The organism is Citrobacter freundii ATCC 8090 = MTCC 1658 = NBRC 12681, assembly GCF_011064845.1.
In the GTDB taxonomy this organism is placed as follows: domain Bacteria; phylum Pseudomonadota; class Gammaproteobacteria; order Enterobacterales; family Enterobacteriaceae; genus Citrobacter; species Citrobacter freundii.
Map to the genome: position 1 here is coordinate 2195664 of NZ_CP049015.1, position 16992 is coordinate 2212655.

The window sequence follows — 16992 nt, forward strand, 5'->3', positions numbered from 1 at the left end:
TGTGTTACTCAGCGAAGAGGCTAAATAGGTATGGCGTTGCGATCTCTTAACACATACGCTCGAGATCGTGAGCATAGAGTTCAACAGCTGCCGACTGATAGATTTTCCAGTCGAGAAAACCATCGTGGTGATAAACCGCCTGAAAAGCGTTCAGATCGGGGAAAAAACGCATGGTGTTATTACCAATGCGGTTATTTATTTTGTCGATAATTGCATTAATTCTTAACTTCCTCTTGGCTTTCATTTCTGAACAAATGCGGACAATGTCGTCTGGAATTTCTCTTTCACCCTTTTCCCATTGTTGCCAGGCGACAACATTGTCATCGCGCGCGATATACCTGGCGCTTTCTTCCACCGTCATAGCAAAAATATGGCGGATCGCCTGTAGCTCTAATGCGTTCATTATTTGGTCGCTTCATAAAAGACGGTGGAATAGTAATAACATTGCTGTGGATATTTCGGCTTGAAGAGAGTCACAGTATTTTGTGCAATATTATTTGGTCCTTGACGGGGAAGATAATGTGTTGGTGCGTTAAGGTTGGTGGAGTGGCGCGCGAAGGACAAAAAAAAGCCCATCGTGGGAGATGGGCAAAGACTACACACAGCAATTCGTTGTTTCACTCAGGGGATTTCCATGCTTATAAATCAATGTGTTGATCTAAAGCCATGGGCTAATAGTAGGCATACTGATTTTTTACGTCGATCAGATTCATCTCAATAGTTTAAAAACTGTAAAGAATTTGCGACACAAATGAGTATTGAAAGAGGGAAGAAGTTGGTTCTAATCCCGTAAGAGGGAGGGATTGATTAGTATTGTTAAACAATCAGGCGGCGTTGCCGCCTGATGTTGGATTACTTATTGCGTTCGATTTCAGCAATTTCTTCGAGGATTTCATCCGGATTGGTACCTGGCGCAGGGGCTTCGTTTACCCAGGCGGAGAACAGACGCCAGGAAACGGCCAGTACTACTGGACCGATAAACAGACCAATCATGCCGAAGGCAATCAATCCGCCGATGACTCCGGAGAGAATCAGGAGCAGTGGCAAATCGGCACCCATGCGAATCAGCATCGGTCGAATCACGTTATCCAGTGTTCCGACCACGCCGCTCCACACCAGCAGCACGGTGCCCCAGGTTGAATCCCCCGTCCAGTATAGCCAGATAATGGCCGGAATCAGTACCGGTAGCGGCCCCAGTTGCACCAGACATGACAGGATCATCAATACCGCCAGCAGTGTGGCATACGGCACACCGGTTACCGCCAGACCAATACCCCCGAGCACTGCCTGTACCAGAGCGGTGACCACAACGCCTAATGCGACGGCGCGAATGGCTTGTGCTGCCAGCAGAATGGCAGCATCTCCACGTTTTGAGGCAAGACGGCAGGCGAAGTGACGAATACCTAATGCGACTTGTTCACCGCGCCAGTACAACAGGGCACTGAACAGCAGCATCAGGCCACAGTGCATCATAAAGCGGCCGATATGCGCGGCCTGACCGACGAACCAGGTGGTGGTGGTGCCGATATAAGGACGAACCTTGGCCATAATCGCCGAACCGCCCATATCCAGTAAGCTGTGCCATGCGCCATACATTTTGGCACCCACCAGTGGAATGCTGTTCAACCATGCCAGATCCGGTAGTGTCATATCACCTGCGGTTACGGCATGGATCAGCGGCCCACTGCCATCGACGATGCTGTTAACCAGCAGCGCGATGGGGATGATGAACAACAGCACCAGCAACAGTGTCATCACCAGTACGGCAAGTGAACGGCGTCCCCAGAGCAATTTTTGTAAGCGTAGCAGGATAGGCCAGGTTGCAATGACAATCGTGCCTGCCCAGGCAAAACCGAGGATAAAGGGCTGAACAATCCAGAGGCAGGCCACAATCAGGATGGCTAAAAACAGCACCGATAGCAGCACTTGTGCAATATCCCTGGGCTGACGGAAATTTACCATAAATACTTTTCACCTTTGTCTTTGCGCCAGAACGTTGACGCGACGTGAATACTTAAATCACACCCTGTAATGATGAGCAATTTCAGCGGTTTTGAACAGGCGGATTCTGCCTGTAAATCTGCTGAGCGTATTAGAAAAAAATGTGATACAACAAACAAAGCAACACGCAAACGATTAAATTCACAACACAGACCGCAGGAAAGGGTCACTATAATGATTCCACAAATTTCTCAGGCACCAGGTGTCGTTCAACTGGTGCTCAACTTTTTGCAGGCGCTGGAGCAGCAAGGATTTACGGGCGATACGGCAACGAGCTATGCCGATCGTCTGACAATGTCGACGGATAACAGTATTTATCAGCTGCTACCTGATGCTGTCGTTTTCCCTCGTTCAACCGCAGATGTGGCGCTAATCGCCCGTCTGGCGGCAGAACCGCTTTTCTCGTCGTTGATTTTTACCCCGCGCGGCGGCGGCACCGGGACCAACGGTCAGGCGCTGAACCAGGGCATTATTGTTGATATGTCCCGCTATATGAGCCGCATTATTGAAATCAACCCGCAAGAAGGTTGGGTGCGGGTAGAAGCCGGGGTGATAAAAGATCAGCTCAACCAGTTTCTGAAGCCTTACGGCTATTTCTTTGCCCCGGAATTATCCACCAGTAACCGGGCAACGCTCGGCGGGATGATCAACACCGATGCGTCCGGGCAAGGATCGTTGGTTTACGGTAAAACTTCCGATCATGTGTTGGGCATCCGTGCGGTGCTGATGGGCGGCGATATTCTTGATACTCAGCCAATGCCGATCGAGCTTGCCGAAATGCTGGGGAAAAGCAATACCACCATTGGCCGCATCTATAAGACCGTTTATGAACGTTGTCGTGATAACCGACAGCTGATCATGGATAAATTCCCGAAACTTAATCGCTTCCTGACCGGGTACGATCTACGGCACGTCTTTAACGATGAGATGACCGAATTTGATTTAACCCGCATTCTCACCGGCTCTGAAGGTACGCTGGCGTTTATCACCGAAGCCCGTCTGGATATCACGCCGCTGCCAAAAGTCAGACAACTGGTTAACGTCAAGTACGACTCTTTCGACTCGGCGTTGCGTAATGCGCCGGTGATGGTGGAAGCACGCGCATTGTCGGTAGAAACTGTTGACTCCAAAGTACTCAATCTGGCGCGGGAAGATATCGTCTGGCACTCGGTAAGTGAATTGATTACCGATGTACCTGATAAAGAGATGCTGGGTCTGAACATTGTAGAGTTTGCCGGTGACGACGAAGTATTGATTAATTCGCAGGTCAGCGCACTGTGTGAACGTCTGGATGGCTTAATCGCTCGTCAGGAAGCGGGTGTCATTGGCTGGCAGCTGTGTACCGAACTGGCGGGAGTCGAACGAATTTACGCCATGCGCAAAAAGGCAGTCGGTCTGCTGGGCAATGCAAAAGGTTCCGCGAAGCCAATTCCGTTCGCCGAGGATACCTGCGTTCCGCCGGAGCATCTGGCGGACTATATTGCCGAGTTCCGCGCGCTACTCGACAGCCACGCCCTGAGTTACGGCATGTTTGGTCACGTAGACGCAGGCGTGCTGCATGTCAGACCGGCGTTGGATATGTGTGACCCGCAGCAGGAAGTGCTGATGAAACGCATTTCTGATGATGTTGTGGCGCTGACGGCGAAATATGGCGGTTTGCTGTGGGGCGAGCATGGGAAAGGTTTTCGTGCAGAATATAGCCCGGCGTTCTTCGGCGAGGAGCTGTATCGCGAACTGCGCAAAGTGAAATCGGTGTTTGATCCGCAAAACCGGCTGAATCCTGGGAAAATCTGTCCACCGGAAGACGTAGATGCGCCGATGATGAAAGTGGACGCGGTGAAACGCGGAACGTATGACCGTCAGATCCCTCTGGCCGTACGCCAGGAGTGGCGCGGGGCAATGGAGTGTAACGGCAACGGGTTATGCTTTAACTTCGATGCGAAAAGCCCTATGTGTCCGTCGATGAAAATCAGCCTCAACCGTATTCATTCGCCAAAAGGGCGAGCCACGTTAGTGCGTGAATGGCTGCGTTTGTTAGCGGATCGCGGGATTGACCCAATACAGCTGGAAAAAGAGCTACCGGAAAAACGCGCCAGTTTACGTTCGCTGATTGCCCGTACCCGCAACAGCTGGCATGCGCGCAAGGGTGAATACGATTTCTCACACGAAGTAAAAGAGGCGATGTCAGGTTGCCTGGCGTGTAAAGCCTGTTCCACCCAGTGTCCAATTAAAATTGATGTACCGGAGTTCCGTTCGCGCTTCCTCCAGCTGTACCACACGCGTTATCTGCGCCCGTTGCGCGATCACATGGTGGCGACCGTTGAGAGCTATGCGCCGTTAATGGCACGAGCGCCCAAAACGTTTAACTTCTTCATCAACCAGCCGCTGGTGCGAAACCTGGCTAAAAAGCACATTGGAATGGTTGATTTACCTCTGTTGTCTGCACCGTCGCTGCAACGCCAACTGGTGGGGCATCGCTCCGCCAATATGACGTTGGAACAGCTCGAATTACTCAGCCTTGAGCAAAAAGCCCGTACGGTGCTGGTGGTGCAGGACCCTTTCACCAGCTATTACGATGCGCAGGTGGTTGCTGACTTTATACGTCTGGTAGAGAAGCTGGGCATGCAGCCGGTACTGCTGCCGTTTTCGCCAAACGGCAAGGCGCAGCACATTAAAGGCTTCTTAAACCGTTTTGCCAAAACGGCGAAAAAGACATCCGAGTTTCTTAACCGGGTAGCGAAGCTGAATATTCCGATGGTGGGTGTTGATCCGGCGCTGGTGCTTTGTTATCGCGATGAATACAAGATGGTGCTGGGTGAACAACGGGGGGATTTCCATGTGTTGCTAGCCAACGAATGGTTATCGAAAGCTGTGGAAGCACAGCAGCCAGTCGCTGTTGGCGGTGAACCGTGGTATTTCTTTGGTCACTGTACCGAAGTGACGGCCTTGCCGGGCGCGCCTGCACAGTGGGCGGCTATTTTTGCTCGCTTTGGCGCAAAGCTGGAGAACGTCAGCGTGGGATGCTGTGGTATGGCTGGCACCTACGGCCACGAAGTGAAGAATCACCAAAACTCATTGGGGATCTATGAGTTATCATGGCACCAGGCAATGCAACGATTGCCACGTAACCGTTGTCTGGCTACCGGGTACTCCTGTCGCAGTCAGGTTAAACGCGTTGAAGGTACGGGCGTTCGCCACCCATTACAGGCACTGCTGGAGATTATAGGATGATCTGGAAACGTGAAGTCACACTCGAGGCGCTCAATGCCATGGGTGAAGGAAATATGGTTGGGTTGCTAGATATTCGTTTTGTGCACATTGGTGACGATACGCTGGAAGCTACAATGCCGGTGGACCATCGCACCAAACAACCCTTTGGGTTGCTGCACGGCGGCGCATCCGTGGTGCTGGCGGAAAGTATTGGTTCGGTAGCGGGATACCTGTGTACTCAGGGTGAGCAGAAAGTGGTGGGCCTGGAGATCAACGCCAACCATATCCGTTCTGCGCGGGAAGGGCACGTCAGGGGCGTATGTCGCGCGTTACATACCGGCTCTCGTCACCAGGTTTGGCAAATAGAGATCTTCGATGAGCAGGGACGATTGTGCTGTACTTCGCGTCTGACGACCGCAATTTTGTGATGCATATTGCTTTTGGTCATTATCTGCACAGGGAATGGTGTTATACTGTGCAGGTTTTGAACACAAGCGAGGATGATATGTCTACCCAATTAGACCCTGCCCAACTGGCAATAGAATTTTTACGTCGTGATAAAACCGATCTTTCACCGGCTCAGTACCTGAAAAGGCTGAAACAGCTCGAACTGGAGTTTGCTGATTTACTGGCGCTCTCCTCGATGGAACTGAAAGAAGAGATCTATTTTGCCTGGCGCATGGGCGTTCATTGATTCCGGTATGCTTATCGTAACGAAACCCCGACACGTGTTCGGGGTTATTTTTGCCTTAAATCTTCATTACCACTTCATCTCACCGCTGTTAACCTTCGCACTTAGTTCCAGCGAGCTTGCGTCCGCCAGACCTGGCCATGCTGCCGTCATGGTTTTAATCACATAATCCGATCCTTTCTTCGCCCCTAACACCTGCTCAAACGACTGCAAATAGTCCTGGGTGAAGCGAATAGCTTTATCGCCGGTTGGGCGTTCGCCAATGTAATGACCCGGGACCACTTGAGTGGGCTGTAAGCTCTGCATTTCGCTCAGTACGTTACGCCATGTACTACGCTGTTCTTCAGATTGTGTATCCGCCGTCCAGACGTGAATACCTGAAGCCACGCCTGTGCCGCCAATAATGGCCCGATTCGCCGGGATCCAGATATACGCTGCATAATCGTTGGAGTGACGCAGTTCCAGCGGTTCACCATCAACCGTGAACTGCGTTTGCGTCGTCGCCTGCGGAACAGTGAGCGATGTTGGCGCGCCGTCCTTCATTTGCGGGCCCCAGAATTGCAGTTTGGCCTCTTTGGTGGCGCGGATATGGTCTACCACCTGCGGTGTTGCCAGAACTTTTACCTGTGGGAAAGCGTTGACGATGGGTTGCAGACCGAAATAGAAATCCGGATCGCCGGAAGTGATCACGATAGCCTTCAGCGTTTTACCGCTGGCGCGAATCATCTGCACCAGCTGTTCGCCATCTTTGGTGCTGAACTGGGCGTCAAACAAAATCGCCTCTTTGGGGCCAGACACCAGCGTCGAAGAGACCGGGAAAATACCCTTCTCCTGCGGATTATAGACGTCCAGCTGTAGCGGTGCGGCGAAAGCTGAAGACGAAAACAGAGGTAACAGCAGGGCCAGAGATTTAACTTTCATACCAGGTAACCTTATGCAGGGAATTGTCTTTTGATAGTTCCCGTATTTTAAGCATATTCGTATCTGTTAGAATTCCCTCATTAGGACATGCTGAGTTTCATAAAACGATCGGATGGGATGCAATGGACAGAGTGATGGCGGCAACGGTATTTAACCATATCTGTGATTTGGGCAGTCTGAGCGCCGCTGCACGTGCATTGGGGCTTTCCCGTCCGATGGTCAGTCGCTACCTCGACGAGATGGAAAAATGGGCAGGCGTAAGGCTTATCCATCGCTCATCGCGTCGCTTGACGATCACGCCGGCGGGTGAAGAGGCATTACTGAAAACGCGTTCTCTGGCGCAACTTTCGCTGGATATTGGTGCCGCCAGTGGCGCGCAAATTCCCTCCGGCACGCTACGTGTGGCCTGCGCCCATTTTACCGCCATGCATATTCTTGCTCCGGTTCTGCCGGCGTTTATGGAGCAATATCCGCAATTACGTATTGAGGTGGAGATCAATAATCAACCGGTAAGCCTTGTGGGGGAACGCATCGATGTGGCGATCCGCATAACGGATAATCCCGAGCCAGGAACCATCGCCCGTCGGTTGGGCGACTGTAAATCGGTACTTTGCGCGTCCGCAGATTATCTGCATCAACATGGCACGCCTGAGACAGTCGACGATCTCACTCGGCACAATTGCCTGTACTACAGCGGTTTTGCCGGACAATCCTGGCACTTTTTGGATGCCCAGGGGCAGTCTGTCTCCGTTGCAATCAAAGGGAATTTGAGTGCAGGGATCTCTTCGCTGCTCTGCGAGTCGGCGGTGGCAGGAATGGGAATCGCGTTGGTGCCAGAACTGGAAGCGCAGGAAGGGCTGGCGCAGGGAGCGTTAATTCGATTACTGCCAGAACTTCAACCTAAATGCTTACCAATTTATGGCTTATACCTTTCTCGGGAGCATCAGCCTGCGGGGCTACGTTTGCTGCTGGATGCGCTTAGTGGGGCGGCGCAATGCTAAAAAGGTAGCTAAACGTGCTCACAAAATAGTCAAACCGCAAGTTGTGTTAAAAAAAACTTAACGGTGTATGAGATTATTCTTATCGCCCCTTCAAGAGCTAAGCCATCGTGAGTGCCGGAGATAAGCGCCGGATGGGGCCGGAACCCTTAAGCCTGCCAGCAAGCAGACTTAAGGGTTTTTTGTCATTAGCATATTATTTGAATAGTTGTTTTCCCTGTTTTTATCCCTACCTATCCCTTAAATAGACATTATCTATACATCTTTTAATCTTTGACCTGCCTGAACGATTAGATTTCTATAATCCATTATTAATCAATGCATTGAACAAATAATTCCATTCCTGTAAACCCTCGCTGCAGGGTCTATGCTTAGTAAAAGTAGTCAAAAAGGGCGGTTAACCCGAATGCCCCTGCTGTTGAGGGGTTGAAGTGATAATCATTATCACTAACATGTTGTTATAGCTTAAAAGCTAGTGACTCGAGGTAACCCTATGGAATTGCATTCAGGAACATTTAACCCGGACGATTTTGCCTGGCGTGGACTGACGTTAACACCTGCGGCTGCGGCGCATATCCGTGAACTGGTGGCAAAGCAACCCGACATGTTGGGCGTGCGCCTGGGCGTGAAGCAAACGGGATGCGCGGGATTCGGCTACGTGCTGGATACCGTGCGCGAGGCCCAAAAAGACGATCTCCTGTTTGAAACGGATGGCGCCAGACTGTATGTGCCTTTACAGGCGATGCCGTTCATCGACGGCACAGAAGTCGATTTCGTTCGCGAAGGATTAAATCAGTTATTTAAATTTCATAACCCGAAAGCCCAGAACGAATGCGGCTGTGGCGAAAGTTTTGGGGTATAGGCGGTACTATGTCTCGTAATACTGAAGCAACTGACGATGTCAACACCTGGGCTGGCGGGCACCTTAATTACAAAGAGGGCTTCTTCACCCAACTGCAAACCGATGAGCTGGCGAAAGGGATCAACGAAGAGGTCGTGCGCGCGATTTCGGCAAAACGTAATGAACCCGACTGGATGCTGGAATTCCGCCTGAATGCCTTTCGGGCATGGCTGACGATGGAAGAGCCGCACTGGCTAAAAGCGCACTACGACAAGCTGAATTATCAGGAGTACAGCTATTATTCCGCACCGTCCTGCGGTAACTGCGATGAAACCTGCGCGTCTGAGCCGGGAGCGGTGCAGCAAACGGGGGCGAATGCGTTTTTAAGCAAAGAGGTTGAGGATGCCTTTGAACAGCTTGGCGTACCGGTCCGTGAAGGCAAAGAGGTGGCGGTTGATGCTATTTTTGACTCGGTATCGGTGGCGACCACCTATCGCGACAAACTGGCGGAACAGGGCATTATTTTCTGTTCGTTCGGTGAGGCGATTCACGATCATCCTGAGCTGGTAAAACAATATCTGGGCACCGTGGTTCCAGGTAATGACAACTTCTTTGCCGCGCTGAATGCAGCGGTGGCATCTGACGGCACGTTTATTTATGTACCGAAAGGCGTGCGTTGCCCCATGGAACTGTCGACCTATTTCCGTATCAATGCGGAAAAAACCGGGCAGTTTGAACGCACCATTCTGGTCGCGGATGAGGGCAGCTACGTCAGCTATATCGAGGGCTGTTCGGCTCCGGTGCGCGACAGCTACCAGCTGCATGCCGCGGTGGTAGAAGTCATCATCCACAAAGATGCCGAAGTGAAATACTCGACGGTGCAAAACTGGTTCCCCGGGGATGGTAACACCGGCGGCATTTTGAACTTCGTCACCAAGCGCGCTCTGTGCGAAGGTGAAAACAGCAAAATGTCGTGGACGCAGTCGGAAACCGGCTCGGCCATTACCTGGAAATACCCAAGCTGCATTTTGCGTGGCGACAACTCTATCGGCGAATTCTACTCCGTGGCCCTGACAAGTGGTCATCAGCAGGCCGATACAGGCACCAAGATGATCCACATCGGTAAAAACACCAAATCGACCATTATCTCGAAAGGGATCTCCGCCGGACACAGCCAGAACAGCTATCGCGGTTTAGTGAAAATCATGCCGACCGCCACCAACGCCCGCAACTATACCCAATGTGACTCGATGCTGATCGGGGCGGATTGCGGAGCGCACACATTCCCATATGTGGAGTGTCGTAACAACAGCGCCCAGCTCGAGCACGAAGCCACGACGTCGCGCATTGGCGAAGATCAGCTGTTTTACTGCCTGCAGCGCGGTATCAGCGAAGAGGATGCCATTTCGATGATCGTGAATGGTTTCTGTAAAGACGTGTTCTCTGAACTGCCGCTGGAATTTGCTGTGGAAGCGCAAAAACTTCTCGCCATAAGTCTTGAACACAGCGTCGGTTAAAATTTAAGGAAAGCACATGTTAAGCATCAAAGATTTACAGGTCAGTGTGGAAGATAAGGCGATCCTGCGTGGGCTGAGTCTTGAAATTCGCCCCGGAGAAGTGCACGCCATTATGGGGCCAAATGGTTCCGGGAAAAGTACGCTTTCCGCCACCCTGGCCGGACGTGATGACTATGAAGTCACCGGCGGGACGGTAGAATTCAACGGTAAGGATTTACTGGAACTGTCACCGGAAGACCGGGCCGGCGAAGGGATCTTTATGGCATTCCAGTATCCGGTGGAAATCCCCGGCGTCAGTAATCAGTTTTTCCTGCAAACGGCACTGAATGCGGTGCGCACCTACCGTGGTGAAGAGTCGCTGGACAGGTTTGACTTCCAGGATCTGATGGAAGAAAAAATTGCGTTGCTGAAGATGCCGGAAGATTTGCTCACGCGTTCGGTCAACGTTGGTTTCTCCGGCGGTGAGAAAAAGCGTAATGACATATTGCAAATGGCGGTGCTGGAGCCTCAGTTGTGCATTCTGGATGAGTCGGACTCCGGGCTGGATATCGATGCGCTGAAAATCGTCGCAGACGGCGTGAACTCACTACGCGACGGGCAACGTTCATTCATTATCGTCACCCATTATCAACGCATCCTGGACTATATCAAACCCGATTATGTTCACGTTCTCTACCAGGGGCGAATAGTGAAGTCCGGTGATTTTACGCTGGTCAAACAACTTGAGGAGCAAGGTTATGGCTGGCTTAGCGAACAGCAGTAACGTGCTGCAACAGTGGCACCATCTGTTTGAAACGCAAGGTGAGACGCGCTCGCAACATGCCCAGCAGCATCTGCAGCAGATGCTGCGTCTGGGGCTGCCAACGCGTAAGCATGAGGACTGGAAATACACGCCGCTGGAGGGGTTAACCAATAGCCAGTTTGTCAGTCATGTCACTGAGATAACGTCAGCCCAGTGTGAAGCGTTAGCGCCGGCAATTGATGCCATACGACTGGTATTTGTCGACGGGCAATTCTCTCCAACGCTGAGCGACAGAGCGGAAGGTAGTGGTTTTGACATTACCATTGACGATGCGCGCCAGATGCTGCCAGCGGCTATCCAACCGGAAGTGTTTCTGCACCTGACCGAAAGCCTGTCGCGTAGCGTCACTCACATTCAGGTGAAGCGTAACCAGCGCCCAGCGAAACCGCTGCTGCTACTGCACATTACCCAGGGGCTGGCGGGCGATGAGGTGAACACGGCGCACTATCGCCACCATCTGGAGCTGGCGGAAGGCGCAGAAGCCACCGTTATTGAACACTATGTCAGCCTCAGCGAGCTTCGCCATTTCACTGGCGCACGTTTAACCATGAATGTCGCGGCGAATGCGCACTTGCGCCACATCAAACTGGCGTTTGAGAACCCACAGAGCCACCATTTCGCGCACAATGACATTCAATTGGGGGCGGATGCCACGGCCGCCAGCCACAGTTTTTTACTCGGTGATGCGGTGCTGCGTCATAACACCAGCACCCAGCTTAACGGCGAAAACACCACGCTTCGGCTCAACAGCCTGGCAATGCCGGTGAAAAATGAAGTCTGCGACACCCGCACCTGGCTTGAGCATAACAAAGGATATTGCAACAGCCGCCAGCTGCATAAAACGATCGTCAGCGATAAGGGGCGGGCGGTATTCAATGGCCTGATCAACGTCGCTCAGCACGCTATTAAAACTGATGGCCAGATGACCAACAATAATTTGCTGCTCGGTAAACTGGCGGAAGTGGATACCAAGCCGCAGCTTGAAATCTATGCCGACGACGTGAAATGCAGTCACGGGGCGACGGTAGGGCGGATCGACGACGAGCAGATGTTCTATTTGCGTTCGCGCGGGATCGGCCAGCAAGATGCCCAACAAATGATTCTCTATGCGTTTGCCGCTGAGCTAACGGAAGCCCTGGGCGAGGAAACGCTGAAACAACAGGTACTGGCACGGATCGCCCAACGCTTGCCGGGAGGCGTAGCATGACATTTCCCATTGAAAAAGTGCGGGCCGATTTTCCGGTTCTGACGCGTGAAGTGAATGGTTTACCGTTGGCGTATCTGGATAGCGCGGCCAGCGCGCAAAAGCCGAACCAGGTGATTGATGCCGAAGCCGAGTTCTACCGTCACGGCTATGCGGCGGTCCACCGCGGTATCCATACGCTGAGCGCTCAGGCTACGGAAAAAATGGAGAATGTGCGCAAGCTCGTTTCGCTGTTTATTAACGCCCGCTCCGCCGAAGAGCTGGTGTTTGTTCGCGGTACGACGGAGGGCATCAATCTGGTGGCGAACAGCTGGGGCAGCAGCAATGTGCGGGCGGGCGATAACATTATCATCAGCGAAATGGAGCACCATGCCAATATTGTGCCCTGGCAGATGCTGTGTGCCCGCGTAGGTGCAGAACTGCGCGTTATCCCGCTCAATGCCGATGGTACGTTGCAGCTGGAAACGCTGCCGACGCTGTTTGACGATCGCACGAAGCTGCTGGCGATTACCCACGTATCTAACGTGCTGGGCACGGAAAACCCGTTGGGTGAGATGATCGCGCTGGCGCATCAATACGGCGCGATAGTGCTGGTAGATGGTGCGCAGGCGGTGATGCATCATCAGGTGGATGTGCAGGCGCTGGATTGCGATTTTTATGTTTTCTCCGGGCATAAACTTTACGGTCCAACCGGTATTGGCGTTCTGTATGCCAGAGAGTCGCTGCTGCAGGAGATGCCGCCGTGGGAAGGCGGTGGTTCAATGATTGCGACGGTGAGTTTGAGTCAGGGAACGACGTGGGCCAAAGCGCCCTGGCGGTTTGAAGCCGGAACGCCAAACACCGGGGGCATTATCGGACTAGGCGCGGCTATTGAATATGTTTCAGCGCTGGGGCTGACTGAAATCAGCGAATATGAACAGTTCATGATGCGCTATGCGTTGGAACAGCTGGCGGATGTGCCGGATTTAACAATCTACGGACCGGATAACCGTCTGGGTGTGATTGCGTTTAACCTCGGCAAGCATCACGCCTATGACGTCGGGAGTTTTCTCGATAACTATGGCATCGCCGTGCGGACGGGGCATCACTGCGCAATGCCGCTGATGGCCTTTTATAACGTTCCCGCGATGTGCCGGGCGTCGATTGCAATGTATAACACCCATGAAGAAGTGGATCGCCTGGTAACGGGCCTCAAGCGTATTCACCATTTACTGGGCTAACAGGGAGGCGTTATGGCTGCGCTACCGGATAAAGAAAAGTTGTTGCGTAATTTTCTGCGTTGCGCTAATTGGGAAGAGAAATACCTGTACATTATTGAACTGGGTCAGCGTTTGCCGGAACTAAACGATGACTTACGCTGCCCGGAAAATAGCATTCAGGGATGCCAAAGCCAGGTATGGATTGTTATGCGTCAGAATGGTGAAGGGATTATTGAATTACAGGGCGACAGTGATGCGGCAATTGTGAAAGGGCTTATTGCCGTGGTATTCATTTTGTATGATCGCATGACGGCTCAGGATATTGTGAATTTTGATGTGCGCCCGTGGTTTGAAAAAATGGCGCTCGCACAGCATCTCACACCGTCTCGTTCACAAGGGCTGGAGGCGATGATTCGGGCTATTCGCGCCAAAGCCGCAACTCTTAGCTAAACTGATAAAACACGTCAACTTTCAGACCGACTTGAAAGCGTTCGTGTAAGGCAACGCAGTGACTCGTAGGCCGGATCGGGCGCTCGCCGCCGTCCGGCAAGAACGCCAGGGGGGTGAGTGAGTATGAAACGCGCGTCTGTTATTACGTTAATGCTAATCGGCGCCTACAGCGCTATTCAGGCCGCATGGGCGGTCGATTATCCTTTGCCCCAGGCGAACAGCCGCCTTGTTGGGCAAAACCAAACCTACACCGTGCAGGAAGGCGATAAAAACCTACAGGCGATAGCCCGTAAGTTTGATACCGCTGCAATGCTGATCCTTGAAGCCAACAATACTATTGCCCCCGTACCTAAACCCGGAACGCTGATCACTATTCCCTCACAATTACTGCTACCGGATGCACCACGCGAAGGCATTATTGTGAATCTGGCGGAACTGCGTCTGTATTACTTCCCGCCGGGAGAGAATATTGTTCAGGTATTCCCGATTGGTATCGGTTTGCAGGGGCTGGAAACGCCGGTAATGGAAACCCGGGTTGGGCAGAAAATCCCGAATCCAACCTGGACCCCTACACCAGGCATCCGTAAACGCTCTCTGGAGCGTGGCATCACATTACCGCCTGTTGTACCTGCCGGACCAAATAACCCGTTAGGACGCTTTGCACTGCGTCTGGCGCATGGAAACGGTGAATATCTGATTCATGGCACCAGCGCGCCGGACAGCGTGGGCCTGCGAGTGAGTTCTGGGTGTATTCGCATGAACGCGCCGGATATCAAAGCGTTGTTTGCTCAGGTCCGCACAGGCACGCCGGTCAGGGTGATTAATGAGCCGATAAAATATTCGATAGAGCCGAACGGCATGAGGTATGTCGAAGTGCATCGACCGCTGTCGCCTGAAGAGGAACAAAACGTCCAGACCATGCCGTATGTGTTACCAGCCGGCTTTACCCAGTTTAAAGACAATAAAGCGGTGGATAACAGTCTGGTGGAAAGGGCGTTGTATCGTCGTGCAGGTTATCCGGTCACCGTCACTGCCGGGCAAGCATCGGTCGCGAGCAATGGGCCAGAAGTGAAGTCTGCGCAAAATGGTGTGCCAGGAGAAGATGCTGAGGTGCGCGCTACGCAATAACAGGGAAGGGGAATTCAGAGCAAAAAAAATGGCGCACAATGTGCGCCATTTTTATTACACAGATACTATTACTTGCGGTATTTAGTAGCTGCGTTGTCCAGACGCTGGTTAGCGCGAGCTGCGTCATCTTTAGCAGCCTGAACGTCGGAACGCATTGCGTTCACGTCGTTGCTCAGCTGGTCAACTTTAGCGTTCAGAGTCTGAACGTCAGAAGACAGCTGATCGATTTTAGCGTTGCTGGAGCAACCTGCCAGCAGAGTAGAACCCAGGATTACCGCGCCCAGTACCAGTTTAGTACGATTCATTATTAATACCCTCTAGATTGAGTTAATCTCCATGTAGCGTTACAAGTATTACACAAAGTTTTTTATGTTGAGAATATTTTTTTGATGGGAATGCACTTATTTTTGATCGTTCGCTCAAAGAAGCATCGAATTGTGCAAAAACGGCTAAAAAACCGAGTGAAAACAGAAAGCTTCCATCGGATTCATCTTAGATAATCACGGATTAGATAGTGAAATCCGATTTGATTTTTTATTAATTGTAGCTATCGATTAAATAAAAAAAGCGCCACCAGGGCGCTTTTTTAAGCAAATTAATTCGCGATGGAATTATTACAGCACGTGAACGGATGCGGTGTTGGTGGTGCCGCTCGGAACCAGTGCACCAGAAACCATAACCACAACGTCACCTTTCTGAGCCAGACCGCTTTCCAGAGCGACTTCTTTACCCAGGCGATAGAAATCATCGGTAGAGCTGATTTCTTTAACCACCTGTGCAACAACGCCTTTGCTCAGCACCAGCTGACGCGCGGTAGTTTCATTGGTGGTCAGCGCCAGAATGGTGGCATCCGGGAAGTATTTACGTACTGCGCGAGCAGATTTACCACCCTGGGTTGCGACGACGATCAGCGGCGCGTCCAGTTTTTCAGCAGTTTCAACCGCGCCACGGCAAACGGCTTCGGTGATGCGCAGTTTGCGGCTGTCGTTGTTGAAGTCCAGACGGCTGGTCATCACACGGTCAGTACGCTCACAGATGGTCGCCATGATGGTAACGGCTTCCAGCGGGTATTTACCTTTTGCTGATTCGCCAGACAGCATTACTGCGTCGGTACCGTCGAGGATGGCGTTCGCTACGTCACCGGCTTCTGCACGGGTCGGACGCGGGTTTTTGATCATGGAGTCCAGCATCTGGGTCGCAGTGATAACGACTTTACGTGCACGGATACATTTTTCGATGATCATCTTCTGCGCGAAGATAACTTCTTCAACCGGGATCTCAACGCCCATATCGCCACGTGCAACCATGATGCCGTCAGACGCTTCGAGGATTTCGTCGAAGTTGTTCAGGCCTTCCTGGTTTTCGATTTTGGAGATGATCTGGATGTTTTCGCCGCCGTGCGCTTTCAGGTGCTCACGGATTTCAACGACGTCAGAACGTTTACGGATAAAGGACGCTGCAACGAAGTCAACGCCTTGCTCGCAACCGAAGATCAGGTCTTGTTTGTCTTTTTCAGCCAGTGCTGGCAGTGCGATGGAAACGCCCGGCAGGTTAACACCTTTGTTTTCGCCCAGGTCGCCGTTGTTCAGCACTTTACAGATAACTTTGTTACCTTCGATGGCGGTAACTTCCATGCCGATCAGACCATCGTCAACCAAAACGGTGTTGCCGACGGACAGATCTTTCGTGAAGCCTTCATAAGTAACAGCAACGATTTCGTTGTTGCCTACGACAGATTTGTCGGTGGTGAAGGTGAAGGTCTGGCCCGCTTTCAGGGAAACGTCGTTACCGCCTTCCAGTTTGATGGTACGGATTTCCGGACCTTTGGTGTCGAGCAGGATTGCTGCTTTCTTGCCGGTTTTGCTCATGACGTTGCGCAAATTCTTGATGCGCTGACCGTGTTCTGCGTAATCACCGTGAGAGAAGTTCAGACGCATGACGTTCATGCCCGCGTCCAGCATTTTGGTTAACATCTCTTCGGATTCGGTTTTCGGACCGATGGTGCAAACAATTTTCGTCTTTTTCATGAC

At 51.9% G+C, this 16992-nt stretch carries 16 protein-coding genes and 1 other RNA gene; 11 read left to right on the forward strand and 6 right to left on the reverse strand.

What is annotated here, in order from left to right:
- Positions 1-46: 46 nt before the first annotated feature.
- From G4551_RS10550 to ydiK, 3 genes are all read right to left on the reverse strand, one after another.
- Positions 47-403 carry a YdiL family protein gene (locus G4551_RS10550; protein WP_003836596.1) on the reverse strand — a complete coding sequence of 119 codons (357 nt, stop codon included), beginning with the start codon at positions 401-403 and terminating at the stop codon, positions 47-49.
- A 157-nt stretch (positions 404-560) separates the two neighbouring features.
- An RNA gene (rprA, locus tag G4551_RS10555) (antisense sRNA RprA) lies at positions 561-668 on the reverse strand.
- A 184-nt stretch (positions 669-852) separates the two neighbouring features.
- Positions 853-1962 (reverse strand): AI-2E family transporter YdiK, encoded by a 1110-nt coding sequence (ydiK, locus tag G4551_RS10560; RefSeq protein ID WP_003030544.1) that lies wholly within the window; start codon positions 1960-1962, stop codon positions 853-855.
- A 213-nt stretch (positions 1963-2175) separates the two neighbouring features.
- Between ydiK and ydiJ the strand changes: the two genes are divergently transcribed.
- The 3 genes from ydiJ (at position 2176) to G4551_RS10575 (ending at position 5905) form a co-directional block, all read left to right on the forward strand.
- Positions 2176-5232, forward strand: coding sequence for a D-2-hydroxyglutarate dehydrogenase YdiJ (gene ydiJ, locus G4551_RS10565; protein ID WP_003836595.1), 3057 nt, complete (start codon positions 2176-2178; stop codon positions 5230-5232).
- Positions 5229-5639, forward strand: a complete 411-nt coding sequence (gene menI, locus G4551_RS10570; RefSeq protein ID WP_003030541.1) for a 1,4-dihydroxy-2-naphthoyl-CoA hydrolase — start codon at positions 5229-5231, stop codon at positions 5637-5639. The genes ydiJ and menI overlap by 4 nt, the downstream gene beginning before the upstream one ends.
- A gap of 77 nt (positions 5640-5716) precedes the next feature.
- Positions 5717-5905 (forward strand): YdiH family protein, encoded by a 189-nt coding sequence (locus G4551_RS10575; RefSeq protein ID WP_003836591.1) that lies wholly within the window; start codon positions 5717-5719, stop codon positions 5903-5905.
- A 66-nt stretch (positions 5906-5971) separates the two neighbouring features.
- Here G4551_RS10575 and G4551_RS10580 read toward each other — a convergent pair whose 3' ends face one another.
- Entirely contained in the window at positions 5972-6823 is an 852-nt protein-coding gene (locus tag G4551_RS10580) for a Vmh family MBL fold metallo-hydrolase (protein WP_003836590.1), read from the reverse strand.
- A gap of 122 nt (positions 6824-6945) precedes the next feature.
- Between G4551_RS10580 and G4551_RS10585 the strand changes: the two genes are divergently transcribed.
- The 8 genes from G4551_RS10585 (at position 6946) to ldtE (ending at position 14962) form a co-directional block, all read left to right on the forward strand.
- Complete coding sequence (locus G4551_RS10585) at positions 6946-7824, forward strand: LysR family transcriptional regulator (RefSeq protein WP_032939088.1); 879 nt, start codon at positions 6946-6948, stop codon at positions 7822-7824.
- Positions 7825-8314: 490 nt separating this feature from the next.
- A complete protein-coding gene (gene sufA, locus G4551_RS10590; protein WP_003029385.1) occupies positions 8315-8683 on the forward strand; it encodes a Fe-S cluster assembly scaffold SufA in 369 nt (122 codons plus the stop codon).
- Positions 8684-8691: 8 nt separating this feature from the next.
- Positions 8692-10179 carry a Fe-S cluster assembly protein SufB gene (sufB, locus tag G4551_RS10595; protein ID WP_003836585.1) on the forward strand — a complete coding sequence of 496 codons (1488 nt, stop codon included), beginning with the start codon at positions 8692-8694 and terminating at the stop codon, positions 10177-10179.
- A 16-nt stretch (positions 10180-10195) separates the two neighbouring features.
- On the forward strand, positions 10196-10942 hold the full coding sequence (gene sufC / locus G4551_RS10600) for a Fe-S cluster assembly ATPase SufC (protein ID WP_003029383.1): 747 nt from the start codon (positions 10196-10198) through the stop codon (positions 10940-10942).
- Positions 10917-12188: a Fe-S cluster assembly protein SufD gene (gene sufD, locus G4551_RS10605; protein WP_003836582.1), complete on the forward strand. Its 1272-nt coding sequence runs from the start codon at positions 10917-10919 to the stop codon at positions 12186-12188. The genes sufC and sufD overlap by 26 nt, the downstream gene beginning before the upstream one ends.
- Positions 12185-13405 carry a cysteine desulfurase SufS gene (gene sufS, locus G4551_RS10610; protein ID WP_003836580.1) on the forward strand — a complete coding sequence of 407 codons (1221 nt, stop codon included), beginning with the start codon at positions 12185-12187 and terminating at the stop codon, positions 13403-13405. The genes sufD and sufS overlap by 4 nt, the downstream gene beginning before the upstream one ends.
- A gap of 12 nt (positions 13406-13417) precedes the next feature.
- Entirely contained in the window at positions 13418-13834 is a 417-nt protein-coding gene (gene sufE, locus G4551_RS10615) for a cysteine desulfuration protein SufE (protein WP_003029378.1), read from the forward strand.
- Positions 13835-13957: 123 nt separating this feature from the next.
- On the forward strand, positions 13958-14962 hold the full coding sequence (ldtE, locus tag G4551_RS10620) for a L,D-transpeptidase LdtE (protein WP_003029376.1): 1005 nt from the start codon (positions 13958-13960) through the stop codon (positions 14960-14962).
- Between the two features lie 68 nt (positions 14963-15030).
- Here the strand turns inward: ldtE and lpp are convergent, their stop codons facing one another.
- Positions 15031-15267 (reverse strand): murein lipoprotein Lpp, encoded by a 237-nt coding sequence (gene lpp, locus G4551_RS10625; RefSeq protein ID WP_003029373.1) that lies wholly within the window; start codon positions 15265-15267, stop codon positions 15031-15033.
- A 309-nt stretch (positions 15268-15576) separates the two neighbouring features.
- A complete protein-coding gene (gene pykF, locus G4551_RS10630) occupies positions 15577-16989 on the reverse strand; it encodes a pyruvate kinase PykF (protein ID WP_003029366.1) in 1413 nt (470 codons plus the stop codon).
- Positions 16990-16992 lie beyond the last annotated feature (3 nt).